At 70.8% G+C, this 23,770-nt stretch carries 15 protein-coding genes; 11 read left to right on the forward strand and 4 right to left on the reverse strand.

Features of this window, described 5'->3' with window-relative positions:
- Positions 1-10: 10 nt before the first annotated feature.
- The 3 genes from LNW71_RS30685 to LNW71_RS30695 all read right to left on the reverse strand — a co-directional run bounded on the left by LNW71_RS30685 (position 11) and on the right by LNW71_RS30695 (position 2,924).
- Positions 11-1,099 carry an exo-alpha-sialidase gene (locus LNW71_RS30685; protein WP_250971161.1) on the reverse strand — a complete coding sequence of 363 codons (1,089 nt, stop codon included), beginning with the start codon at positions 1,097-1,099 and terminating at the stop codon, positions 11-13.
- A 192-nt stretch (positions 1,100-1,291) separates the two neighbouring features.
- Positions 1,292-1,819, reverse strand: coding sequence for a GNAT family N-acetyltransferase (locus LNW71_RS30690; protein WP_250971162.1), 528 nt, complete (start codon positions 1,817-1,819; stop codon positions 1,292-1,294).
- Between the two features lie 46 nt (positions 1,820-1,865).
- Positions 1,866-2,924, reverse strand: coding sequence for a LacI family DNA-binding transcriptional regulator (locus LNW71_RS30695; protein ID WP_285802228.1), 1,059 nt, complete (start codon positions 2,922-2,924; stop codon positions 1,866-1,868).
- A 215-nt stretch (positions 2,925-3,139) separates the two neighbouring features.
- Between LNW71_RS30695 and LNW71_RS30700 the strand changes: the two genes are divergently transcribed.
- The 11 genes from LNW71_RS30700 (at position 3,140) to LNW71_RS30750 (ending at position 21,051) form a co-directional block, all read left to right on the forward strand.
- Positions 3,140-4,387 carry an extracellular solute-binding protein gene (locus LNW71_RS30700; protein WP_250972204.1) on the forward strand — a complete coding sequence of 416 codons (1,248 nt, stop codon included), beginning with the start codon at positions 3,140-3,142 and terminating at the stop codon, positions 4,385-4,387.
- A 2-nt stretch (positions 4,388-4,389) separates the two neighbouring features.
- Positions 4,390-5,319 (forward strand): carbohydrate ABC transporter permease, encoded by a 930-nt coding sequence (locus tag LNW71_RS30705; RefSeq protein WP_250971164.1) that lies wholly within the window; start codon positions 4,390-4,392, stop codon positions 5,317-5,319.
- A gap of 4 nt (positions 5,320-5,323) precedes the next feature.
- A complete protein-coding gene (locus LNW71_RS30710; RefSeq protein WP_250971165.1) occupies positions 5,324-6,217 on the forward strand; it encodes a carbohydrate ABC transporter permease in 894 nt (297 codons plus the stop codon).
- A gap of 52 nt (positions 6,218-6,269) precedes the next feature.
- Positions 6,270-8,684 carry a glycoside hydrolase family 3 N-terminal domain-containing protein gene (locus LNW71_RS30715; protein WP_250971166.1) on the forward strand — a complete coding sequence of 805 codons (2,415 nt, stop codon included), beginning with the start codon at positions 6,270-6,272 and terminating at the stop codon, positions 8,682-8,684.
- 343 nt (positions 8,685-9,027) lie between these two features.
- Complete coding sequence (locus tag LNW71_RS30720; protein ID WP_250971167.1) at positions 9,028-12,210, forward strand: glycosyl hydrolase 115 family protein; 3,183 nt, start codon at positions 9,028-9,030, stop codon at positions 12,208-12,210.
- 36 nt (positions 12,211-12,246) lie between these two features.
- Positions 12,247-12,630 (forward strand): hypothetical protein, encoded by a 384-nt coding sequence (locus LNW71_RS30725; protein ID WP_250971168.1) that lies wholly within the window; start codon positions 12,247-12,249, stop codon positions 12,628-12,630.
- 81 nt (positions 12,631-12,711) lie between these two features.
- Positions 12,712-12,984 carry a DUF1876 domain-containing protein gene (locus LNW71_RS30730; RefSeq protein ID WP_250971169.1) on the forward strand — a complete coding sequence of 91 codons (273 nt, stop codon included), beginning with the start codon at positions 12,712-12,714 and terminating at the stop codon, positions 12,982-12,984.
- 125 nt (positions 12,985-13,109) lie between these two features.
- Positions 13,110-14,207, forward strand: coding sequence for an NADH:flavin oxidoreductase/NADH oxidase (locus LNW71_RS30735; RefSeq protein WP_250971170.1), 1,098 nt, complete (start codon positions 13,110-13,112; stop codon positions 14,205-14,207).
- 226 nt (positions 14,208-14,433) lie between these two features.
- Positions 14,434-16,872: a GH92 family glycosyl hydrolase gene (locus tag LNW71_RS30740; protein WP_250971171.1), complete on the forward strand. Its 2,439-nt coding sequence runs from the start codon at positions 14,434-14,436 to the stop codon at positions 16,870-16,872.
- Positions 16,873-17,079: 207 nt separating this feature from the next.
- Positions 17,080-20,382, forward strand: a complete 3,303-nt coding sequence (locus tag LNW71_RS30745; RefSeq protein WP_250971172.1) for a LamG-like jellyroll fold domain-containing protein — start codon at positions 17,080-17,082, stop codon at positions 20,380-20,382.
- A gap of 147 nt (positions 20,383-20,529) precedes the next feature.
- On the forward strand, positions 20,530-21,051 hold the full coding sequence (locus LNW71_RS30750) for a GNAT family N-acetyltransferase (protein WP_250971173.1): 522 nt from the start codon (positions 20,530-20,532) through the stop codon (positions 21,049-21,051).
- A gap of 312 nt (positions 21,052-21,363) precedes the next feature.
- On the opposite strand, the gene LNW71_RS30755 is transcribed toward LNW71_RS30750, so the two are convergent.
- A complete protein-coding gene (locus LNW71_RS30755) occupies positions 21,364-23,709 on the reverse strand; it encodes an AbfB domain-containing protein (protein ID WP_374119472.1) in 2,346 nt (781 codons plus the stop codon).
- Positions 23,710-23,770: the final 61 nt, after the last annotated feature.

A 23,770-nucleotide genomic window follows, 5' to 3' on the forward strand; every position in this document is an offset into this window, starting at 1 on the left:
ACGGTATGGATCAACCGCCGATGGCTGCCGCCCGGACGCAGAGGACGTCCGGCAGGTGTGAGGCGAGCCGCTGCCAGCTGTCGCCGTCGTCCGCGCTCGCGTACACCTCGCCGTTGCGGTTGCCGAAGTAGACGCCCGCCGGATCGGCGTCGTCCGTGCAGAGCGCGTCGCGCAGCACCGTGCCGTAATGGGCCTCCTCCGGGAGTCCTTCGGACAGGGGTTCCCAGCTGTTGCCCGCGTCGCGGGTCCGGAAGACCCGGCAGCGGTGCTCGGCCGGCACCCGGTCGGCGTCGGCGTTGATCGGGAAGATGTATGCCGTGTCCGCACGGTGCGGGTGGGCGGCCACGGCGAAGCCGAAGTCGGAGGGCAGCCCGGCGCCGATGTCCGTCCAGTTGCTCCCGGCGTCGTCGCTGCGGAACACGCCCCAGTGGTTCTGTAGGTAGAGCCGGTCGGGATCGACCGCGTCCCGGCTGACCTTGTGCACGCACTGGCCGAACTCCGGGTCCGGGTCGGGCAGGAAGACGGCGGACACCCCCTTGTTGGCCGGGGCCCAGCTCGCGCCGCCGTCCGCCGTCCGGAACACCCCGGCGGTGGACACCGCGACCGTCACGGCCTGGGCGTCCCGCTCGTCGGTCAGGACCGTGTGCAGCCCCTCACCGCCTCCGCCCGGTACCCATTTCGAGCGCGTCGGGTGTTCCCAGAGCGGGCGGACCAGCTCGAACGACTCGCCGCTGTCCTGCGACCGGAACAGCGCGGCCGGTTCGGTGCCCGCGTACACGACCTCGGGCGCCTCGGGGCCCGCCGGGTGCAGCTGCCAGACCCGCTCCAGCGACGTGCCGGTGAACTCCGGGAACTTCACGGCCGGTGTGCTGGGCTCCACCCAGCTGGCGCCCAGGTCGTCGGAGTGGAAGACGGAGGGGCCCCAGTGCGCGCTGTCGCCGCCGACCAGCAGGCGGGGGACTTCCCTGCGGGTGTCGATGGCGACCGAGTAGATCGCCTGCGCGTTGAAATGCGGACCGTCGAACTCCCAGGTACCGCCCTGCCTGCGCCCGATGAAGAGCCCTTTGCGGGTGCCTACGGTGAGCAGAACATCGGTCATGACCGAACCTCCCGAAACGCCGTTGTGCCGGATACGGGCCAGTCTGCACCCGGCCACCGACAGTGGCGCGCAGGACAGCTCGGGACACTGGGCCCTTCCGCAGTCGCAGTCGCCCCGGTGTGGTGCCCGGCACCGGGAAAGCGCTTACTGGTGTGAATTCGGAAGGTGCGGCAGCCGCGGCCGGCTGGGCCTCTAGCGCGGCTGACCGCCGTCGGGCCCGGCCCGGCGGGTGAGGAGCACGGTGGTGCTGCCGTCCTCCTCGGTGAGGTCCCGGACGTGCCGGAAGCCGATCCGGCGCAGCAGCGCGAGCGAGGCCTCGTTGCCGGCGGCGACGGTCGCGTGCACCTCGGTGAGGCCGAGGGTGTCGAAACCGTGGGCGACCAGGGCCTGCGCGACCTCGGTGCCGAACCCCTGCCCCCACGCGCCGGGAGCCAGGGCGTAGACGATCTCGTGGCCCTCGGCATCGCGGGACGGCTTGATCTCCGCGTGGCCGACCGGGCGGCCGCCCTGACGCACGGCCCACACGTCGAAGAGCTCCTGCGCGTACACCTTCGTGAAGATGCGTCCGAACAGGGCGCGGTCGGCGGCCTCCGTGGCGGGGCCGTCGCCCATCCAGCGGGACACCCGGACGTCCTGGAAGAGCGCCATGAAGGCGTCCTCGTCGGCGGGTGTGTACGGATCCAGCCGCAGCCGCGCCGTGCGCAGGACGGGAGTTCTCATGGCGCGCGACGCTACGCACGTGGCCCCCGTCGCGCAACGGGGTTGGTCAGCGTCCGGGTGCGGCCGTGCTGCTGCGCACCACCAGGTTGGTGGCCAGGTCGACCCGGGTCGTCGCGGGCTGCCTGCCCCGGCCCAGGTCGATGACCAGGCGGGCCGCGGTCTCGGCCATCTCCGTGAGCGGCTGGCGCACCGTGGTCAGCGGTGGGCCGATCCACCGGGTGAGCGGCAGGTCGTCGAAGCCGACGACGCTGAGGTCCTCGGGGATGCGCAGGCCCAGTTCGCGCGCGGCCTCGTACACGCCGAGCGCCTGCAGGTCGTCGCCCGCGAAGATGGCGGTCGGCCGGTTCTCCTGCCGCAGCAGCTCAAGACCGGCGGTGTAGCCCGCCTCGTGCTGGAACTCGCCCTCGCGGACCAGGGCGGGATCGATCGGCAGCCCCGCGGTCTCCAGGGCGGCGCGGTAGCCGTCCACCCGGGCCCGGCTGCACATCATGCGGGACGGACCGCTGATGACCCCGATGCGCCGGTGCCCGAGTCCGGTGAGGTGACGGGTGGCGGCCAGGCCGCCCTGCCAGTTCGTCGTCCCGACCGAGGGGACGTCGTCGCCGGGATCGCCCGCCGGGTCGACCACCGCGTAGGGGATGCTGCGGCTGGTCAGCTGGGCGCGCTGCGCGGCCGTGAGGTCCGACAGCACCAGGATCACCCCGACCGGACGGCGGGCCAGCACCCCGTCCACCCAGGTCTGCCCGGGAGTGAGGCGGCCGGCGCTCTCCGAGAGCACCAGGCTCAGGCCTTCCTCCCTGGCGACGTTCTCCACGCCGCGGACGACCTCCATGGCCCATGCGCTGTCCAGCTCGTGGAAGACCAGGTCGATGAGCTGGGACTGGGTCGTGGAGCCGCGTCTGCGCCGGTAGCCGTGCAGCAGCAGCAGCTCCTCCACCTTGGTGCGTGTGCCGGCGGCGACATCGGCACGCCCGTTCAGCACCTTCGAAACTGTCGGAGCCGAGACTCCGGCCGCTCGGGCGATTTCCGCCAGGGTGGCGGTGCCGTCCGACGATTCGCCGGCGGGCGCATTCTCCTGATGTGACTGGACGTTTGCGGGGCTCATACCGGGAATCGTAGCCGCCCGGTGCGGCGGGGGCGGGTCGGGTCCCCGAGGGGAGTTCTCTGCTCCGCACCCCTTGACTGGCTCGAAACACGACCGTACCGTTCCGGCAACATTCGCAAGTAGGACCGAAACATTCGACAGAGGGTGCGGTCATGGGGTCGGGAATTTTCACTCGGAGCACGCGTGTGGCGAGATGGACCGCGGCGGGTGCTGCCATGGTCATGGCGGGCGTGCTGACCGGCTGCGGATCGGACGGCGGCAGCGGTGGCGGCGGCGGCACGATCACGGCGTACGTCTATGGCGACGACTCCGTCAAGATCCAGCAGGCGGCGGTCAAGGACTTCAACAAGACCTCGAAGGTCAAGGTCAAGCTGATCCCGGTACCGGGCACGGAGTACGTCAACAAGCTGCGCAGCGCCATGGGTTCGCCCAGCGCCCCGGACATCTTCTACAACTGGGGCGGCGGCTCCATCAAGCCGTACCTCGACGCGGGCCAGCTGGTCGACCTGACCTCGACCGTCAAGAGTGACGCCACCCTCAAGGACGGCTTCCTCCCGTCCGTCGTCGAGGCGGGCAGCCTCGACGGAAAGATCTACGGGGTGCCGATGCGCGGCATGCAGCCCGTGATGCTCTTCTACAACAAGAAGCTCTTCGCCGAGAACAAGCTGGAGGCGCCCAGGACGTGGGAGGACCTCCAGCACGCCATCACCACGTTCAAGGCCAAGGGCATCACCCCGTTCGCGCTCGGCGGCCAGGAGAAGTGGCCCGAGCTGATGTGGATGGAGTACCTGCTCGACCGGATCGGCGGCCCCGAGGTCTTCAGGAAGATCCAGAACGGGGACTCCTCCGGCTGGGGCGACCCCGCGGTCCTCAAGTCCGCTCAGACCGTCAAGCAACTGGTCGACGACGGCGCCTTCGGCAAGAACTTCAACTCCGTCGACTACGGCAGCGGCGCCGCCCCCACCCTGCTCAGCAAGGGCAAGGCGGCCATGCACCTGATGGGTTCGTGGGAGTACTCGACCCAGCTCGGCAAGGCGCCGGAGTTCGCCAGGAAGGACCTCGGCTGGGCCGCCTTCCCGACCGTGGCCGGCGGCGTCGGAGACCCGGCGGACGTGGTGGGCAACCCCACCAACTACTGGTCGGTCAACTCCAGGACGAAGCACAAGGAGGCGGCCATAGCCTTCCTGAAGACCATGGCCGCCAAGTCGTACGCCCAGGCCCTGGTCGACAACGGTGACGTGCCGACCACGTCCAACGCCGCCTCCATGCTGAGCGGATCACCCAACCCGAAGTACGCGGCCGACCAGTACGACATGGTCCAGAAGGCCCCGAGCTTCACTCTCTCGTGGGACCAGGCACTGGAGTCCCAGTACGCCACCCCGCTGCTCACCGAGATCAGCAAGCTGTTCGCCGGCAAGTCCACGCCCGAGCAGTTCGTCGCCGCGATGAAGGCCGTCAAGTAGCAATGTCCCACGTCTCTTCGTACAGAAAGGTGCGTGGAGGAAGGAAGGCGGCCGCCGGCAACGTCGGCCGCCCGCCTGTCGCCTGGGCGCTGCCCGGCATCCTCTTCTTCGCCCTGTTCGCGATCGTCCCGCTGGCGATCGCCGTCTATCTCTCCTTCTGCCACTGGGACGGGCTGAACTCCCCGACGCCCGTGGGCACGGACAACTGGACCCGGCTGTTCAAGGACCCGGAGTTCCGTCAGGCCGCCTGGCTGAGCCTGCTGCTCACGTCGGTCAGCTGGGTGTTCCAGACCCCGGTGGCCCTGCTGCTCGGCGTCTGGGCGGCAGGCCACCAGCGCAGCCGGGCCGTGCTCTCGGCGGTCTTCTTCATTCCGCTGCTGCTCTCCACCACGGCCATCGCGATGCTCTTCCACGCGCTGCTCGACCCCAACTTCGGCGTGATCAAGAAGATCGGTCCCTGGTTCGGCATCGACCCGAACGTCATGGGGTCGTCCACCGGGGCCCTGCTCACCGTGGCGTTCGTAGGCGGCTGGCAGTTCATGCCCTTCCACACCCTGATCTACCAGGGTGGCGCCCGGCAGATCCCGCAGGTCCTCTACCAGGCGGCGGAGATCGACGGAGCCGGCATGTTCCGGCAGTTCTTCCACATCACCCTGCCGCAGCTGCGCAACACCGTCACGACCTCGTCGGTCCTGATGATCGTCGGCTCGCTGACCTACTTCGACACCGTACTGATCATGACCAGGGGCGGCCCCGGCACGGACACCACCGTGCTGCCGTACCTGATGTACCGCACCGGTTTCCAGACCTACGACCTCGGCTACGCCGCGGCGATCGCCACGGCGCTGGTCGTGGTGGCCACCGCCCTGTCGCTGATCCTGGTCCGCTTCAGCGGCTTCGGGAACATGCGGTCCACCCGGGAAGGTATGTGACGAGATGTCGATCGACACCCGCCCCGCTGTGCGCCCGGCGCCGCCGGTGACCCGCGGCCGGCTCGCCGCCGCCCGGCGGCGCCGGCGCTGGGGCAATCCGCTGGCCGGTCTGGGCTCGCTGGTCTGGCTCCTGCTCGTGGTCGTCCCGCTCTACACGCTGGTCTCCTCGTCGCTGATGCGCCAGGACGAGGCGCTCAACGGCGATCCGCTGGCGGTCCCGACCCACCCGACGCTCGACAACTACCGCACCGTGCTGGACAGCGGCTTCTCCACGATGCTCACCAACACGGCGGTCGTCGCGGTGGCCACCGTGGCCATCGTCCTGCTGCTCTCGGTCCCCGTCGCCTACGTCGCGGTGCGAACCCGCAGCCGGCTCTCCTCGCTCGCCTTCCGGACCTTCCTGCTCGGCGTGGCGATCCCCGCGCAGGCCGTGATCGTGCCGCTGTACCTGCTCATCAGCAAGATGGGCCTGTACGACAGCCTGCCGGCCATCATCCTGCCGACGGCGGCGTTCGCGATGCCCGTGGCGGTGCTCATCCTGAGCGGGACCATGCGTGACGTCTCCGAGGAGATGTACGAGGCGATGGCGCTCGACGGCGCGACACCCCTGCGGATGCTGTGGCAGCTCGCGATCCCGATGTCCAAGGGGGGCATCGGCACGGTGGCGATCTACACGGCCCTCCAGGCGTGGAACGGCTTCCTGTTCCCGCTGATCCTGACCCAGTCCGAGGAGCACCGCGTGCTGACCCTCGGCCTCTTCAACTTCATGTCCCAGTTCGGGATGAACATCCCTGCCGTGCTGGCCGCGATCGTGCTCTCCGTCGTGCCGATCTTCGCCGTGTACCTCGTGGCACGCAAGGCACTGGTCAACGGACTGATGGGGGTGGGCGGCAAGTAGCGCCTCCACGCCGCCCCGTACCACCGCACTCTTGAGAGGAACCCCTGCCGCCATGGCAATCCCCCCTGTCCCGCATGCCCGCAGGACCGAAGCGGCGACCGCCGTCGACGGCCCCTGGCAAGACCCCACGCTCGCCCCCGAGGAACGTGTGGCCGACCTCGTCTCCCGGATGACCCTCCAGGAGAAGACCGCCCAGCTGTACGGAATCTGGGTGGGGGCCGACGACGACGGGGACGGGGTCGCCCCGCACCAGAACGACATGATCGACGCGATCGACTGGGACGGGCTGATCCCGCGCGGTCTCGGCCAGCTGACCCGGCCCTTCGGCACCGCACCGGTGGACCCCGCCGTGGGAGCGATCTCCCTGGCCCGCGCCCAGCAGGCGATCGCCGACGCGGGAAGGTTCGCCATTCCGGCGCTCGCCCACGAGGAATGTCTGGCCGGGTTCACCGCCTGGGGCGCCACCGCCTACCCGGTGCCGCTGTCCTGGGGCGCCGCGTGGAACCCGGACCTGGTGGCGGAGATGGCGCACCGGATCGGCGGCGACATGCGCTCCGTGGGCATCCACCAGGGCCTGGCCCCCGTGCTGGACGTGGTGCGGGACCTGCGCTGGGGACGCGTCGAGGAGACCATCGGCGAGGACCCGTACCTCGTCGCCACCATCGGCACCGCCTATGTGCGGGGCCTGGAGTCCGCCGGCATCGTCGCCACTCTCAAGCACTTCGCCGGCTACGCGGCCTCGGCCGGCGCCCGCAACCTCTCGCCGGTCCGGGCCGGGGCCCGGGAGCTTGCCGACGTCATCCTGCCGCCGTTCGAGATGGCCCTGATCGAGGGCGGCGCACGGTCGGTCATGCAGTCCTACACGGAGATCGACGGCGTGCCGTCGGCCGCCGACCCGGCCCTGCTGACCGGACTGCTCCGCGATACCTGGGGTTTCGACGGCACGGTCGTGGCCGACTACTTCGCCATCGGGTTCCTGGAGACGCTGCACAAGGTCGCAGAGGACCGCGCCGACGCCGCCCGGCTCGCGCTGCGGGCCGGTGTCGACGTGGAGCTGCCCACCGTCCGCAGCTACGGGGACGAGCTCGTCTCCGCCGTGCGGAACGGCAGCGTGGCCGAGGAACTCGTCGACCGCGCGCTGCACCGGGTACTCCTGCAGAAGTGCGCACTCGGGCTGCTCGATCCCGACTGGTCCCCGTTGCCCGAACAGCTGCGGGGGGCCGGCCCGGAGCAGGTCCGTGACTCGATCGACCTGGACCCGCCGGAGAACCGGGCGCTGGCCCGGCAGCTCGCCGAGCAGGCCGTGATCCTGCTCGCCAACCCCGGCGGCACCCTGCCGCTGAGCGGCGCGGGACGGATCGCCGTCGTCGGGCCACGCGCCGACGACGCGCTGGCCATGCTCGGCTGTTACTCCTTCCCCAGCCACGTCGGTGTGCTGCACCCCGAGGTGGCCACGGGGATCGACATCCCGACCGTGCTCGAAGCGCTGCGTGCGGAGTTCCCCGGCGCCGCCGTCGACAGCGCGCCGGGGTGCGAGGTGGACGGCGGGGACACCTCCGGCATCGCCGCCGCCGTCGGGCTCGCCCGGGAAGCCGACATCTGTGTCGCCGTGCTCGGCGACCGCGCCGGACTGTTCGGACGTGGCACCTCCGGCGAGGGCTGCGACGCCGACGACCTCGCGCTCCCCGGTGTGCAGGGCGAACTGCTCGACGCGCTGCTGGACAGCGGAACCCCGGTGGTACTGGTGCTGCTGACGGGCCGCCCGTACGCGCTGGGCCGCTGGGCGGACCGGACGGCGGCCGTGGTGCAGGCGTTCTTCCCCGGTGAGGAGGGCGGTCCGGCGCTCGCCGCGGTGCTCTCCGGCCGGGTCAACCCCACGGGGCGGCTGCCGGTCGGCGTCCCGCGGGACCCCGGCGGCCAGCCGTGGACGTATCTGCAGCCGCCGCTGGGGCTCGCCAACGGAGTCAGCAACCTGGACCCGACGGCCCTGTACCCCTTCGGCCACGGTCTCTCGTACACCTCCTTCGCCTGGGAGCCGGGCGCCCCGGCGCCGCAGGAGATTCCCACGGACGGCTCGGCCGACATCGAGCTGACGGTCCGCAACACCGGTGACCGGGCGGGTGCGGAGGTCGTCCAGCTCTACGTGCACGACCCGGTCGCCCAGACCACACGTCCCGACAGCCGGCTCATCGGCTACGCACGGGTGCCGCTCGACGCCGGCCAGGAGGCGCGTGTGAGCTTCCGGTTCCACGCCGATCTGGTGTCCTTCACCGGCGTCGGCGGCCGACGGGTCGTCGAACCGGGTGCGCTGGAGCTGCGCCTCGCGGCGTCCAGCGGCGCCGCCGACATCCGGCACACGGTCCGTCTGCGGCTCACCGGGCCCGAGCGCACGCTCGATCACCGTCGCCGGCTCGTCTGCGGCACCTCCGTCGAGCCCGTGAAGGCGGCCGCCCCCGCGCGGGGCTGACCGTTCCGCTGCCGCCGGGTGGGTGCGGCGCGGCCCGCACCGCCGTGCCCCGCCCGGTTCCGCTTCCGACGCCGTGCACCTCCCCGTGCCGCTGTACCGGCCTCCGCCGGATATGCGGGGAGGTTCACGAAACTTTCGACATATCCGCACCCGTACGCACGTCGACGCCGACCCTGCTCGACGCGGACCACCACGCCAAGCCCGCGTACAGCGCCCTGAGCGACGACCTGAAGCTCGCCGCGCGCCGGGACTGACGGCCCGCGACGACCAAGGCCCCTGCCCGGACCCTTCCGGGCAGCCACCCATCCGATGTGCCGTGAATACGAACAAATAGGGGAGCAGTATGGACGACAACGTCCCGCAGTACGCCGGCCGCCGAGCTGTGCTGGGGCTCGGGCTGGGTCTCACCGCCCTCACCGCGACCCCCCTCGGCTCCCTCCTCGGAGTGTCCGCCGAGGCGTCCGCCACCGGTCACGGGCCGGCGGTGCGCCCGACGGATCCCGGCGCGTACATCTCGTTCGCGGCCAGGACCGGCAGCTTCGCACTGGTCAGGAACGGCCGTGCGGCTCCGATCCTGGTCAGCGACCGTGACTGGGCGGGCGTCGTCCGGGTGGCGGGCGACCTGCGGAGCGACATCGAGCGCGTCACCGGAATCCGCCCCGCGCTCTCGCACGGCGCGGTGCCCGAGGGGCGCGAGATCACGATCATCGGCACGGTGGGCCGCAGCCCGCTCATCGACGGACTGGTCGCCCGGGGCAAGCTCGACGTCACCGCGATCCGGGGCAAGTGGGAGACCAGCCTCCAGACCGTGGTGGACAAGCCGCTGCCCGGCGTCGACCGCGCCTTCGTGATCGCGGGGAGCGACCAGCGCGGCACGATCTTCGGTGCCTACGACGTCTCGCGGGGGATCGGGGTATCGCCCTGGTACTGGTGGGACGACGTCACCCCCGTACGCCGGGACGAGATCCATGTGCTGCCCGGCCGGCACACCCAGGGCACCCCGGCCGTGAGGTACCGCGGGTTCTTCATCAACGACGAGAACCCCGCACTCGGCACCTGGGCCCCCGCCTTCTTCGGCCCCGGCAAGGCCCCCGGCTACGAGGGCGGCTTCCACGCCGGCTTCTACGCCAGGATCTTCGAGGTCATGCTCCGGCTCAAGGCCAACTACCTGTGGCCGGCCGTCTGGGGCCGGGCCTTCGCCGAGGACGATCCGCTCAACCACGCCACCGCCAAGGCGTACGGCGTCGTCATGGGCACCTCGCACGAGGCACCCATGATGCGCGGCATCGAGGAGTGGAACCGGCATGCGGTCGCGGCGGTACGCGACAGTTCGGGCAACATCACCACCCCCGGGCACGACCCCTACGGCGGCACCGGCGAGTGGTCGTTCCGTCGCAACGCCGAGGCGATCAAGGCCTACTGGGCCGACGGCATCCGCCGGATGAAGGACGAGGACTTCGAGGGCGTCGTCACCCTCGGCATGCGCGGCAACGGCGATGTCAGCCTTCCCGACGGCGACGGCATCGAGCTGATGACCGAGATCATCGCCACCCAGCGGCAGATCCTCGCCGACGTGTCCGGCAAGGACGTCACCACGATTCCGCAGGTCTGGACGCTGTACAAGGAGGTCCAGCACTACTGGGACCGCGGGCTCCGGGTGCCCGACGACGTCACGGTGGTCCTCACCGACGACAACTGGGCCAACATCCGCAAACTGCCCGACCTCGACGACGACGCCCGCCAGGGTGGCTACGGCCTGTACTACCACTTCGACTACGTCGGGGTCGGCCGCAACTACAAGTGGGTGGACACCGCTTCGCTGCCGAACATGTGGGACCAGCTCCACCAGTGCGTCGCGTACGGGAACCACGGGCTGTGGGTCACCAACGTCGGCGACCTCAAGGGGAACGAGCTGCCCACGCAGTTCTTCCTGGAGTACGCCTGGAACCCCGAGCGCTGGACCCTGGACCGGCTGCCGGAGTGGGAGGAGCAGTACGCCCGGCAGAACTTCGGCGAGCAGCAGGCCGCAGCCGTGGCCGGCGTCCTGCGCGGCTACGGCCGGCTGCAGTCGCGGCGCAAGCCCGAACTCCTCAACCGGAAGATCACCCTCGATCCGGCCAAGGACCCCGCCGGGGACGCCTCGGCGGTCGTCTACGACGACCGGGCCACCCCGTTCAGCATCGTCGACTACCGCGAACTGGAGCGGGTCACCGAGGAGTGGCGCCGGCTCGGCGCCGAGGCAGACCGGGTCGGACGCCGGCTGCCCGGCTCCGCCCAGGACGCCTGGTACGAACTCGTCGGGTACGAGGTGCGGGCCACCGCCAACCTGTACGCGCTGCGTGCGGCGGAGTTCACCAACCTGCACTACGCCGGACAGGGCCGGGCCCTCACCAACGACTTGGCGGCCGCCGCCGAGGCCCGGCTCGCCGACGACCTGGCCCTGGCGGAACGCTTCGGCACGCAGGTGGCCGGCGGGAAGTGGCGGGGCTTCCAGACCCAGCCGCACATCGACTACGGCGACGTGGACCGCTACGGACCGAACGCACCCTGGCAGCAGCCCGAGATCGACAACGTCGCCCTCAGGGACGTGCTCTTCCCGGCGGTCAGGCGCATCGACCTGCCCGCCGCGGCCGAGATGGGGGTGGCCGTCGACGGCTCGACCGCCTGGTGGCCGCAGGAGAGCGGGCAGGCCGTGCTGCCGGTCTTCAGCCCCTACCAGAGCCAGCCCGCGCAGTACATCGAGGTGTTCAACCGGGGGCGGGCGCCCTTCGACTACCGGGTGCGCACCGGCGTCTCCTGGCTGACCGCCGACCACACCCGGGGCCGGGTCGACAAGCAGGACCGCATCACCCTGCGCGTCGACTGGGACGAGGCTCCGAAGGGGGTCACCGAGGTGCCGGTCACCGTCACCGGGCCGGACGGCCTGGAGGTGGTCGTCCGGGCGGTCGTCGACCGGCCGGCACTCGACCGCTCCCGGCTGGACGGCTTCGTCGAGGCGAACGGCTACGTCTCCATCGAGGCCGACCACTACAGCCGGGCCGTCGGCGCCCGCGGCATCAGCTGGCAGCGCATCCCGGGAATCGGCCGGACCGGAGCGGGGATGGAACCCTTCCCGGTCACCGCCGGCCGGCAGACGCCGGGCGGCAGCGGCCCGCGGCTGGAGTACCGGGTCAGCCTCTTCACCACCGGACCGGTCACCGTCCACGCCTACCTGTCGCCCCGCAACAACCCGCTGCCGACCGACGGACTGACGTACGCCGTCTCCCTCGACGACGCCGCGCCGCAGCCGGTGAACGTCACCGAGGTGACGGGGGCCGACGACGGGACGATGAACGCGCAGTGGGCCCGCAACACCTCCGACAACGTCAACGTCACCAGTACGGTGCACCACATCGGCACCGCCGGAGTGCATGTGCTGAAATTCTGGATGGTCGACCCGACGGTGGTGCTGCAGAACTTGGTGGTCGACACCGGCGGCCTCAAGCCCAGCTACCTGGGCCCGCCGGAGAGCCTCCGGCTGCGCTGAGCGAGGCGGGGGACCGGGCGAGGGAGAGCAGGGCGAATGAAGAGCGGGCACGACGAGACCGGAGCGCCGGCCGAATACCTGGAGGTGACCCCCGTCGCCGCCGGGGTCGAGGTCAGGGTCGGCACACCGTCGGGAGAGCTCTCGCTGATCTGCACCCCTGACCGGGCCCGGGAAGTGGCTGCCGCTCTCGGCCTCGCGGCGGACGAGGTCGAGAGCGTCCGGTCGGCGGACCCCGTCACGGTCCGGGCGGACGAGCTGCGCCGCGGAGACGTACGCGACGGCGAGCGCGCCATGACCGTGGACGGGATCAGAATCGACGGGGCCACCGCCCATGTCACCTGGAAGTCGGGTGCCGGGCGCAGCTGGAACCAGCAGTACGACGCGGACGCCCGCATCACCCTGCGCCGCCGCGGGCGGTAGACCCGTCGGCGGTCCCCTCCCGCCGCGCACTGCCGCGGGACGGGGCGCACCCTGGAGTGGAGATCCCCGGAGGTGAGCGCCATGACGCAGACAGCAGTCGGATGGCACATCGAGCTGGAATTCGAGGAGGACACCCACCGCACCCGCGCCGCGGCCATGGTCCGGCTCTCGGACGGGAGCGAGGTACGCGCCCACGGCTACGCCAGCCGTCACCCCTCCGACTCCGAACAGCCCAGGGTGGGCGAGGAGATCGCGGGTGCCCGTGCACTGAACGAACTGGCGATGAAGCTGCTGACCAAGGCGCACGACGAGATCGACGCGGAGTCCGGACGCACGTCGTACCCGCTGACCTGAACGCCTTGGGTCCGAGGGGTGGGTGCCGGGCCGCTTGTACGAGAGGCTTCGTAATTTGACGGACGTCGTAGTACGGAAGGTATCGTACAAGCGATCCTTCCGTACCCGGCGAAACGGAGTCCGTCGTGAGTGCCCTTTTCGAGCCCATCACCCTGAGGTCGCTTGTCGTGCCCAACCGGGTATGGATGGCACCCATGTGCCAGTACAGCGCCGAACCGGTGGGGCCTGACGCGGGGGCGCCCACCGACTGGCACTTCGCCCATCTCGCCGCCCGCGCCACCGGCGGCACCGGACTGATCCTCACCGAGGCCACGGCCGTCAGCCCCCAGGGGCGGATCAGCCCGGCCGACCTCGGCATCTGGAACGACACCCAGGTCGCGGCGTTCCGCCGGATCACCGACTTCGTCAAGGCGCAGGGCTCGGCCGTCGGCATCCAGCTGGCCCACGCCGGCCGCAAGGCCTCCACCGCCGCCCCCTGGACCGGTGGCGGACCGGTCGGCCCCGACGCGCACGGCTGGACGCCCGTCGCGCCCAGTCCGCTGCCGTTCGACACCGGCTACCCCGTGCCGCACGAGCTGACCGTGGACGAGATCCATGGCGTCGTCGCCGACTTCCGTGCGGCCGCGCGCCGCGCGCTCGACGCGGGCTTCGAGGTCGTCGAGGTGCACGGGGCGCACGGCTATCTCATCGGGCAGTTCCTCTCGCCGCACAGCAACCGGCGCACCGACTCCTACGGCGGCAGCTACGACAACCGCGTCCGGTTCGCCCTCCAGGTCGTCGACGCCGTACGAGAGGTGTGGCCCGAGGACCTGCCGGTCTTCTTCCGCATCTCCGCCACGGACTGGCTCACCGAGAACGCCGAGGACGAGCGCGAGGGCTGGACCGCGGACGAGACCGTGCGGTTCGCCGAGGAGCTCCGGGCCCATGGGGTCGACCTGCTGGACGTCTCCACCGGCGGAAACGCTCCCCGTGCCCGCATCGCCGCCGGCCCCGGCTACCAGGTCCCCTTCGCCGAGCGGGTGAAGCAGCAGACCTCGCTCCCCGTCGCGGCCGTGGGCCTGATCACCGACCCGCAGCAGGCCGAGAAGATCCTCACCGAGGGCCGGGCGGACGCCGTGCTCCTCGGGCGCGAGCTGCTCCGCAGCCCTTCGTGGGCCCAGCAGGCAGCCCGCGAGCTCAGTGGTCAGGTACGCGCTCCCGAGCAGTACGGCTACGCGATCTGACCGCACCCTGCGTCCGCCCGCGCCCTCCCCGCTGCCTGCGGGGAGGGCGCGGACGCATGCCGTGCGCTGAACCGGCCTCCGTTCACCGCACATTCACCAGGGATGACGGCCGCGGCATTCCCTCCGGCGCCGTGGGGATCTACGCTCGGCCCCGAATCGATCATCGTTGTCCCCGTCCGGCCGGATGAAGACAACGTTGTCCGAACTCCCTGGAAGGTACCGCGACATGCCCACCAGACCCCTGCCCGCGGCCCGGCGTCTCGCCGCGCGCGCAGCCGCCGTGCTCGTCACCGGCGCGCTCGCCGCGGCGGTCCTGCCCCCGGCCGCCGAGGCCGTGGCTCCCGTCAGCCGCCCCACCGCCTATGTGGACCCGCTCATCGGCAGCGCGAACGGCGGCAACACCTTTCCCGGCGCCACCCTCCCGTACGGCATGATCGCCTGGTCGCCGACCAGCACCACCGGCGACCAGACGAGCACCGGCGCCGCCAACGGGTACGAGTACGGTGCCACCCGGCTGCGCGGACTGAGCCTCACCCACGTCAACGGTGCCGGCTGCAACCCCGGCGCCGCGGGCGACATACCGATCATGCCGTTCGTCGGGGACGTCACCTCGTCACCGTCCGCCGACACCAAGGACGCGGTCTACGCCGCGAACTTCTCGCACGACGACGAGCGCGCCGTACCGGGCCGCTACACCGTCGGCCTCGACTCAGGCGCCACCGCGGACCTCGCGGTCAGCCGCCGTGCGGGCGTGGCCGACTTCGGCTTCCCGGCCGGGAAACCCGCCAACCTGCTCTTCCGGGTCTCCAACTCGCTCAACGGCAGCGAGGACGCCCAGGTGGAGATCGACGCCGCGCACCGCAAGGTCACCGGCTCGGTGCTCACCGGCGCGTTCTGCGGACGGCGGGCCAACGGCGGTACGAACAACCGCAAGAGCTACTACCGCCTCTACTTCACCGCGTCGTTCGACCGCGCCTTCTCCTCGACCGGTACGTGGAAGGACGGCACCCTCGCCCCCGGCGCCACCACCGGCAGTGGCGGCGAGGGCTACGCCACCGGGGCGGACCGGGCCGGCCGCGGGTCGGGCGGCTGGGTCGGCTTCGACACCGCGTCCGGCAGCGACGTCCACATGCGGATCGGCATCTCCTACGTCAGCCAGGCCGGTGCCGAGGCCAACCTCAGGTCCGAGATCGCCCCGCACGCCGGGGTGGCCGACGTCGCGGCGGCCGCGAGCCGCAGCTGGGACCGGGAGCTGAGCTCCGTGACCACCGGAGGCGGCACCGAGGCGCAGCGCACCACCTTCTACACCGCGCTGTACCACTCGCTGATGCAGCCCAACCTGATCAGCGACACCGATGGCCGCTACCCGGGCATGGACGGTGCTCCGCACCGGGTGGAGCGCGGGCAGAAGGCCCAGTACAGCAACTTCTCCGGCTGGGACCAGTACCGGGCCCAGATACAACTGCTCGCCCTGCTCAAACCGGAGATCGCCGGTGACTTCGCCCAGTCGCTGTACAACTTCGCCCGGCAGAACGGCGGCGTGTGGGACCGGTGGGTGCACATCAACGGCGCGACCCATGTCATGACCGGTGACCCCACCGCGGCGACGCTGGCCACCTTCTACGCCATGGGTGTACGGAACTTCGACTACGAGGGCGCCTACGAATCGCTGGCCCACCAGGCGACCGTTCCCCTCGACGACGGTCTCTCGGATGCCGGCTGCCCGGGGCAGTGCACCGGCCAGCGGCCCAATCTGGGCCAGTATCTGGAGTCCCACTACGCGCCGCAGGACGTGTGCCACTGCTGGGGCGGCGCAGCCGAGACCCTGGAGGACGCGGTCGCCGACGACGCGCTCGGGCGCTGGGCCGGACTGCTCGGCCGCGACGCGGACGCCAAGGCGTTCAAGGAGCGGGGCGGCTGGTGGCGCAACGTGTTCAACTCCGCGGCCACCGACGGAGCCGGCACCGAGGGCTACATCCAGGCCCGCAACCTCGACGGCTCCTGGCTCACCCCCTTCAGCCCGGGAAGCGACAGCGGCTTCGCGCAGGGCACCAGCGCCACGTACACCTGGATGGTGCCGCAGGACGTCCAGGGGCTGGCCGAGGCGATGGGCGGCCGTGACGTCGCGGCGCAGCGGCTGGACGCCTTCTTCCACAAGGCGGACGGTTCCTGGTCGGTGAAGGGCGGCGACGCCGTGCGCTACGACCCGACCAACGAGCCCGGAATCCACGCCCCCTGGCTCTACAACGCGCTCGGTGAGCCGTGGAAGACGCAGGAGACGGTCCGCGAGATCCTGGACACGGTCTACGGGACGGGGCCGCGCGGCCTGCCCGGCAACGACGACCTGGGCACCATGTCCGCCTGGTACGTCTTCTCGGCGCTGGGGCTGTATCCGCGGACGCCGGGCAGCGGGGACCTGCTGCTGGGTACGCCGCTGTTCCCGAGCGCGGTGATCGACCGGCCGCACGGCAGGGACATCACCATCAGCGCGCCGGCCGCCGACGCCACCCACCCGTACATCGACGCGGTGGCGGTCGACGGCCGCGTCCACGACCGGTCGTGGACGGACGCGAGCCTGCTCGCCCGGGGCGGCTCGCTGGCCTACCGGCTGGCCGACAGGCCCAACACCACCTGGGGCACGTCTCCTTCGGGGCTGCCGCGGTAGCTCGGAAGGCGGCCCCGGGCCGATCCCGCGGCCTGTTCGCGGTGATCCGGCCCGGGGCGTCGCCGGGGTCAGACACGACGAATTTCTATCGTTGAAAATTCTCCGTGCACGACTGTTGTTTTGAGTTTGGTGTTGTGGCTCAATGTTCGATTGTGTGCTGTGCCTCACAGGTTCGAGGCACTTCAGCTCTCTCGACAGGACGACGCCTTGAGACGACAAAAGCCCCACCCCCGCGCTCTGTTCAGGACGGTGGTCTGCGCTGCCGCGCTGCTGATCCCCGTGGGCGCGACCCTGGTCCCGGCCGCCGCAGCCGCACCGGCCGCAGCCGCCGGCGCCGCCTCCGCCACCGCTTTCGCGGCCGCCGATCCGGCCACCGACGTGCACGGCCTGAAGGGCGAGTACTTCAGCATGTCCGCGCCCGGCGCGCGGGACTTCGACAAGCTCGGCGGAGTCGCACTCGACCCCGAGATCAACTTCCCCGGCCTCACCGGGGCGTTCGAGTCGGCCACCGGTCAGGCCGAGAACACCACCGCCCGCTGGACCGGCAGTATCCAGGCCCCCGAGGACGGCGACTACACCTTCGCCGCGAGCGGCGACAACGGCTTCCGGCTCTACATCGACGGCAAGGTGGTCATCGACCACTGGGAGCCCGACTGGGACAACGAGCAGACCAGCAAGCCGCTCGCGCTGAAAGCCGGCCAGCCGCACGAGTTCAAGCTGGAGATGTTCCAGGACACCGGCGGCGCCAACATGTTCCTGCGCTGGTCCAGCGCGAAGCTCTCGAAGGAGATCGTTCCGGAATCGGCCTTCACCCCGCCCGCCGACTTCGAGGTCTACCCGGTCGGGCTGACCGTCGGCGACGACGGACAGAAGCTGCAGGCCACGTTCGACGACAAGGTCAGCGACTTCTCCGCGGTGAAGGACCACCTCGCGATCGAGGCGGACACCTCACCGATACCCGTGAAGTCGGTCGCCCGCGTGCCCGGCAACGCCAAGGCCCTGCTCGTCACCCTGTCCGCGCCCGTCCAGAAGGGCCAGCAGGTCCGCTTCGCGTACGACGGCGAGGGCGGTCTGCAGGCAGGCGGCGAGAGCGTCCCCGAGATCAGCCGCACGGCCAAGAACCTGTCCACGCACCGGCTGACCACCACCTGGGGCGACAAGCTCGACCGCAACCACCCGCTGCCCGAGTACCCCCGGCCGCAGCAGGTCCGCGACGAGTGGAAGAACCTCAACGGTCAGTGGGAGTTCGCCGGAGCCACGGCGGGCGAGCAGCCCGCCTTCGGGAAGGCGCTCGGCGAGCACATCACGGTGCCGTACCCCGTCGAGTCACAGCTCTCCGGACTCGAGCGCCACGAAGACCACATGTTCTACCGCAAGCTCGTCACCGTGCCGAAGAGCTGGTCCGTCGGCCAGGACAAGGGTGCCAAGGGCAAGGGCGGCAAGAACAACCGTCTGAAGCTCAACTTCGGGGCCGTCGACTACCAGGCCCGTGTCTGGGTGAACGGCAAGCAGGTCGCCGAGCACACCGGCGGCTACACCTCCTTCACCGCCGACATCACCGACGCGGTCAAGGGCACCGGCCCGCAGGAGATCGTCGTCGCGGTCACCGACACCACGGGTGACGACCAGCCGAAGGGCAAGCAGTCCCGCAACCCCGGCGGCATCGTCTACACCCCGTCCTCCGGTATCTGGCAGACCGTCTGGATGGAGCCGGTCGCGCCCGCCTCGGTGGACACCCTGACGACCACCCCCGACATCGACAAGGGCAGCCTCGCCCTGAAGGTCAACTCCGCGGACTCCTCGGCCGGTGCGCAGATCAAGGCCGTCGCCCGGGACAAGAAGGGCAAGGTCGTCGGTACGGTCACCGGCCCCGCGAACCACGCGCTGAGCCTGCCCGTCGCCAAGCAGCACCTCTGGACCCCGGACGACCCCTACCTGTACGACCTCGAGGTCACCCTGACCGACGGCCGCTCCAAGGACACCGTCGACAGCTACTTCGGCATGCGCTCCCTCGGCATCCAGAAGGTCGGCGGCTACCAGAAGCTGGTCCTCAACGGGAAGCCGTTCTTCTCCCTCGCCATGCTGGACCAGGGCTTCTGGCCCGACGGTCTCTACACCCAGCCGAGCGACGCCGCGCTGACCTTCGACCTGAAGGCGCAGAAGGAGCTCGGCTTCAATGCGGTGCGCAAGCACATCAAGGTGGAGTCGGCCCGCTGGTACTACCACGCGGACCAGCTCGGCCTGCTGGTCTGGCAGGACTTCGTCTCCTCCGACATCACCGGTGAGAAGGGGCAGCAGGCCTTCCTCTCGCAGGGCAAGCAGATGATGGAGCAGCTGCACAACTCGCCCTCGATCGGCGGCTGGATCGTCTTCAACGAGGGCTGGGGCGAATGGGACCGCGCCGAGACCGGCAAGATCGCCGAGTCCGTCAAGGCCGCCGACCCCTCCCGCGTCGTCAACGCGCACAGCGGTGTCAACTGCTGCTCGTCGAAGGGTGACTCGGGCAAGGGCGACATCATCGACCACCACGACTACCTCAACAACGAGGCCCCGTTCCCGGACGACCGGGCGGCCATGGACGGCGAGCACGGCGGCTTCACCCTCCGTACCCCCGGCCACATGTGGCCCGGTGCGCCCGCGGCGATCTACAGCGGTGTGGCGGACAAGGCCGCCCTCACGGCCAAGTACGTGGACAACACGCGCACGTACTACCTGGCAGCGGCCGGTGCGGAGCTGTCCGGCTCGGTGTACACCCAGGTCAGCGACCTGGAGAACGAGCTGAACGGTCTCTACACCTACGACCGGCGAGAGATCAAGGTCGACGCGAAGCAGGTCCGGAAGATCAACGAGCAGGTCATCGCGGCCGGCGCGGCCGCCGGTGACCGCGACGAGGTGAAGGGCGGCGCCGCCTGGAACCTCGACGAGGGCAAGGGCGCCGAGGCGGGCGACCAGGGCCCCAACCACCTCCCGCTCACCCTCTCCGACGGCGCCTCCTGGACCCCCGGCGTCCAGGGCTCCGCGCTGAAGTTCAACGGCGAGGGACAGTACGCCGAGACCACCGGCCCGGCCGTCGACACCACGAAGAACTACACGGTGTCGGCCTGGGCCTCCCTCGACGAGCTGCCCGGCAACTACGCGACGGTCGTCAGCCAGGACGGCAGGCGCACGGAGAACCCGTTCTACCTCCAGTACGGGCAGGGCGCGTTCGCCTTCAGCACCCCGGGCGGCAACCGGGCCCGGGTGGAGATGAAGCCGGAGACCGGCAAGTGGTACCACCTGGTGGGTGTGCGCGACGGCGACGAGCTGAAGCTGTACGTCGACGGCAGCCTCGCAGCCACCGCGCCGGCCGGACCCGCGGACGTCAGCACCGGCCCGCTCTCCGTGGGGCGTGCCCGGTACGCGGGCGAGAAGGGTGACTTCTGGAACGGCTCCATCGACCAGGTCAGGGTGTACGACAAGGCCCTGACCGCGGACGAGGTGAGCGCGCTGCACGGCACCGAACAGCCGTAGTCGCGCACTCCCGCTGAAGTGCTGAAGGCCTGAAGGCCCGAAGCGCTGGTGCACTGAACCGCTGCCTGCTGTCGCCCCTGTGCGGCAGCAGGCAGCGGCATGCGCCCCGGCGGACCCGCGGCCCTGGCGCCGTGTGAGGATCATGGAATGGCTGAGCCGCAGATCCGTCGCCGCCGGGACGGCGACATGAAGGCGTGCATCGAGGCGCTGGCCACCGTGCACGAGGCGGACCGCTACCCGGCGCAATGGCCGGCCGGCCCGGGCCGCTGGCTGACACCGGACGGCATGCTCGACGCCTGGGTGGCCGTGGCGGGGCCGGACGTCCTGGGACATGTGGGGCTGACCCGTACCGGCCTTTCCACGGCGGCGCAGGCCGGCCTTCCGCCGGACGAACTGGTGTCGGTGACCCGGCTGTTCGCCACGGCTACGGCCCGTCGGCGTGGGGTGGCGCGTGCGCTGCTCGCCGCCGTGACGGCCGCGGCAGCCGAGGGACGGCGGCTGGTCCTGGAGGTGGAGGACGGCAGCGGGGCTGCCGTTGCCCTCTACGAGCGCGCCGGGTGGCGCCGGGTCGGCAGCCGCTCCGGGAACTGGACGACGGCGGACGGTCGGACGGCGCTGATGCATACCTATCTGGCGCCGGCCGGAGGGGCGCGGTGGCGCGGACCGTGAACGGGCCGACGGCGTTGCGGCTACCGGCAGCGGATCCGGCCGTCCGAGAACGAACGTACGCGGCGGACCGCCAACGGACCGACGGCCCGGACCGACGCGGTCGCGTCGGTCCGGGCCGTGACCCTGGGGCCTCTCGTTTGGATCATGCCGGGCTCGCGAGCCCCGGCACCGCACCTCGCGGCGTTGTCGTCGGTCGCCGACGCTCCGCGTCGACTCCCTCCTCCGCCTTGCGAGGCACAGCACCGGACCCCGCTCCCTGACCCGGCCTGGTCCAGACGAAAGATCCTGGCAGCGGTGCGGGTGGGCGTCAGATCACGGCGCCCAGGGCGCCTCCACCGCCCAGGTGGTGTCCTCGGTGAAGGTGGCCGGGTTGTCCCAGGCGTGTCCGCCGCCCGGTGTGGCCAGCCAGACCTCCGAGTCGATGTGGCGCAGATAGCTGCCCGGCAGATTGGCGCTGGACAGTCTCACCCCGCCCGTCCCGGCGACGGCGCACCAGGTGGCATCGGCCTTGAACAGGGCCGAGCCGTCGTTGGCGTCCCGCCGGACCCGGAAGTCGCGGTGCCGGAGGAACTCGCCCGGATAGTTGCGGGACTCCAGCGAGTAGCAGTTGCTGTTGCCGAGACCGGCGACGATCTTCCAGGTGGCGTCGCCCTTGAGCACCGCGCTGCTCCCGCCGTCGACGACCGCGGTGAAGGCGAGCGCGTCCTGATGGCGCAGATACTTGTCGGTGTACCCGGGCGTGGTGACCCGCAGGGACTTGTACTGCCCGGTGGGCAGCGTGACCGGTGGTGCGGGGTTGCGGGAGGCGTTGATGAGGGCCTGGTTGGCGGCCTTCACGCGTGCCGCGTCCACCTTGACCACCTGACGGTCGTAGGTGAGCAGCCCGTTCGCCTCGTTCTCGACGTCGGTGATCTCCGTGTAGACGGAGGCGGAGAGCCCCGCCGGCAGCTGTCCGACCCGGATGCTGTCGAGCAGCCCGACGAACCGGTTGTTGAGCGCGGAGGTGCTCGCCTGGTCCTCGTAGCTGAATCCGCCGCCGGGATACCACTCGTGCCCGGGGACCTTGTAGCCGAGGCCGCCGAACTCGCCCAGGACGGCCGCCCGGGTGGACGTCGGTGCGGTGTTGCCGGGGCCGACGTAGACGTGGTTGTCGACCACGTCCCCGTTGCCGCCGTCGACCGAGCCGCAGCAGTTGACGCCGCTCATGTTGTCGACCAGCCGGGACGGGTCGTACGCCTTGACCTCGTTGGCGATCCTCGCCTGGTCGTACTGCCCCCAGCCCTCGTTCTGGTCGACCCACATGACCAGCGAGGGCGAGCTGCGGTGCTGGTCGATGACCGCGTGGTATTCGACCTCCCACTGCGCGCGGGCCGCGGTGTCGGGGCTCTTGCCGGTGTCCATGGCGGGCATGTCCTGCCAGACCAGCAGGCCGAGCTTGTCCGCCCAGTAGAACCAGCGCTGCGGCTCGACCTTGATGTGCTTGCGCACCATGTTGAAGCCGAGGTCCTTGTGCGCCTGCAGGTCGGACTTGAGTGCGGCGTCCGTCGGCGCGGTGTAGATGCCGTCCGGCCAGTAGCCCTGGTCCAGGGTGCCGGTCTGGAAGACGAACTTGCCGTTCAGGACCGGCCGCAGGATGTTGTCGACCTTGGCCACGGCGATCGACCGCATGCCGGCGTAGCTGCCGGCCGAGTCGGTCACGGCCGACCCGTCGAGCAGCTCGGCCTTCACGTCGTACAGGAACGGGTCGTCCGGGCTCCACAGATGCGGGTTCGGCACCGGCACGGAGATCTCCGAGCCGATGGTTCCGGTGGCCGTACCGACGACGTTGCCGCCGCTGGAGACCGTGACCCGGGCGCTGCGGCCGGCAGCGGACGCGCCCTGCACCTTCACCCGCAGGGTGCTGTTGCCCAGGTTCGGTGTCATGTCCAGGCGGGTGATGTGTGCCGCCGCGACCGGCTCCAGCCAGACCGTCTGCCAGATACCGGAGGCCGCGGTGTAGAAGATGCCGCCGCCGTTGTGCGGCTGCACGTCATTGATGCGCTGCTTGCCGACGGCCTGCCCGCCGGTCTGCGTCGGGTCGTAGACGGAGACCACGACCGTGTTCGTGCCGCCGTTGAGCTGCGGGGTGATGTCGTACGCGAACGAGTCGTAGCCGCCCTTGTGCGCACCGACCTGGGTGCCGTTGACCCAGACCGTGGTCTGCCAGTCGGAGGCGCCGAAGTTGAGCTCGACCCGGCGGCCGTTCCAGTTCGACGGCACGGTGAAGGTGCGCTTGTACCAGAGCTTGTCGTTCTCGGTGATCTTGCGCTGGATGCCGGAGAGCGCGGACTCCGCGACGAACGGCACCCGGATCTGATCGGTGAACGAGGACGGCTGCCCGGCGTCGCGGCCGGTCACCGCGAAGTCCCAGATGCCGTTGAGATTGGCCCAGTCGGGCCGGGTGAGCTGCGGGCGCGGGTACTCGGGCAGCGGCTTGTCGACCGGGACCTGAGCGGTCCAGGGGGTGGTCATGGGGGAGGGCTTGGGCGTCCAGGACGCGGCGCCGGCCGGCGCGGCACCGACTCCCACCAGTGCGGTGGACACCAGCGCCAGCAGTCCGGTGCCGGCGATCACTCGTCTCCACCAGGGCCCGTGGCCGGGAACACGTAAACGGCTCATCGGTTCGTCTCCTTCGTTCGGTCCAGCTCCGTCATGCGGGAAGCCCCCCGCGCCGGGTGGC

This window comes from Streptomyces sp. RKAG290 (assembly GCF_023701695.1).
In the GTDB taxonomy this organism is placed as follows: Bacteria; Actinomycetota; Actinomycetes; order Streptomycetales; family Streptomycetaceae; genus Streptomyces.

Bases quoted from the DNA above. Each gene is read 5' to 3' on its own strand.
- LNW71_RS30740 (WP_250971171.1), top strand. From the start codon at position 14,434: ATGCCCACCAGACCCCTGCCCGCGGCCCGGCGTCTCGCCGCGCGCGCA.
- LNW71_RS30700 (WP_250972204.1), top strand. From the start codon at position 3,140: ATGGTCATGGCGGGCGTGCTGACCGGCTGCGGATCGGACGGCGGCAGC.
- LNW71_RS30690 (WP_250971162.1), bottom strand. From the start codon at position 1,819: ATGAGAACTCCCGTCCTGCGCACGGCGCGGCTGCGGCTGGATCCGTAC.
- LNW71_RS30720 (WP_250971167.1), top strand. From the start codon at position 9,028: ATGGACGACAACGTCCCGCAGTACGCCGGCCGCCGAGCTGTGCTGGGG.
- LNW71_RS30695 (WP_285802228.1), bottom strand. From the start codon at position 2,924: ATGAGCCCCGCAAACGTCCAGTCACATCAGGAGAATGCGCCCGCCGGC.
- LNW71_RS30730 (WP_250971169.1), top strand. From the start codon at position 12,712: ATGACGCAGACAGCAGTCGGATGGCACATCGAGCTGGAATTCGAGGAG.
- LNW71_RS30750 (WP_250971173.1), top strand. From the start codon at position 20,530: ATGGCTGAGCCGCAGATCCGTCGCCGCCGGGACGGCGACATGAAGGCG.
- LNW71_RS30685 (WP_250971161.1), bottom strand. From the start codon at position 1,099: ATGACCGATGTTCTGCTCACCGTAGGCACCCGCAAAGGGCTCTTCATC.
- LNW71_RS30755 (WP_374119472.1), bottom strand. From the start codon at position 23,709: ATGAGCCGTTTACGTGTTCCCGGCCACGGGCCCTGGTGGAGACGAGTG.
- LNW71_RS30725 (WP_250971168.1), top strand. From the start codon at position 12,247: ATGAAGAGCGGGCACGACGAGACCGGAGCGCCGGCCGAATACCTGGAG.
- LNW71_RS30715 (WP_250971166.1), top strand. From the start codon at position 6,270: ATGGCAATCCCCCCTGTCCCGCATGCCCGCAGGACCGAAGCGGCGACC.
- LNW71_RS30710 (WP_250971165.1), top strand. From the start codon at position 5,324: ATGTCGATCGACACCCGCCCCGCTGTGCGCCCGGCGCCGCCGGTGACC.
- LNW71_RS30705 (WP_250971164.1), top strand. From the start codon at position 4,390: ATGTCCCACGTCTCTTCGTACAGAAAGGTGCGTGGAGGAAGGAAGGCG.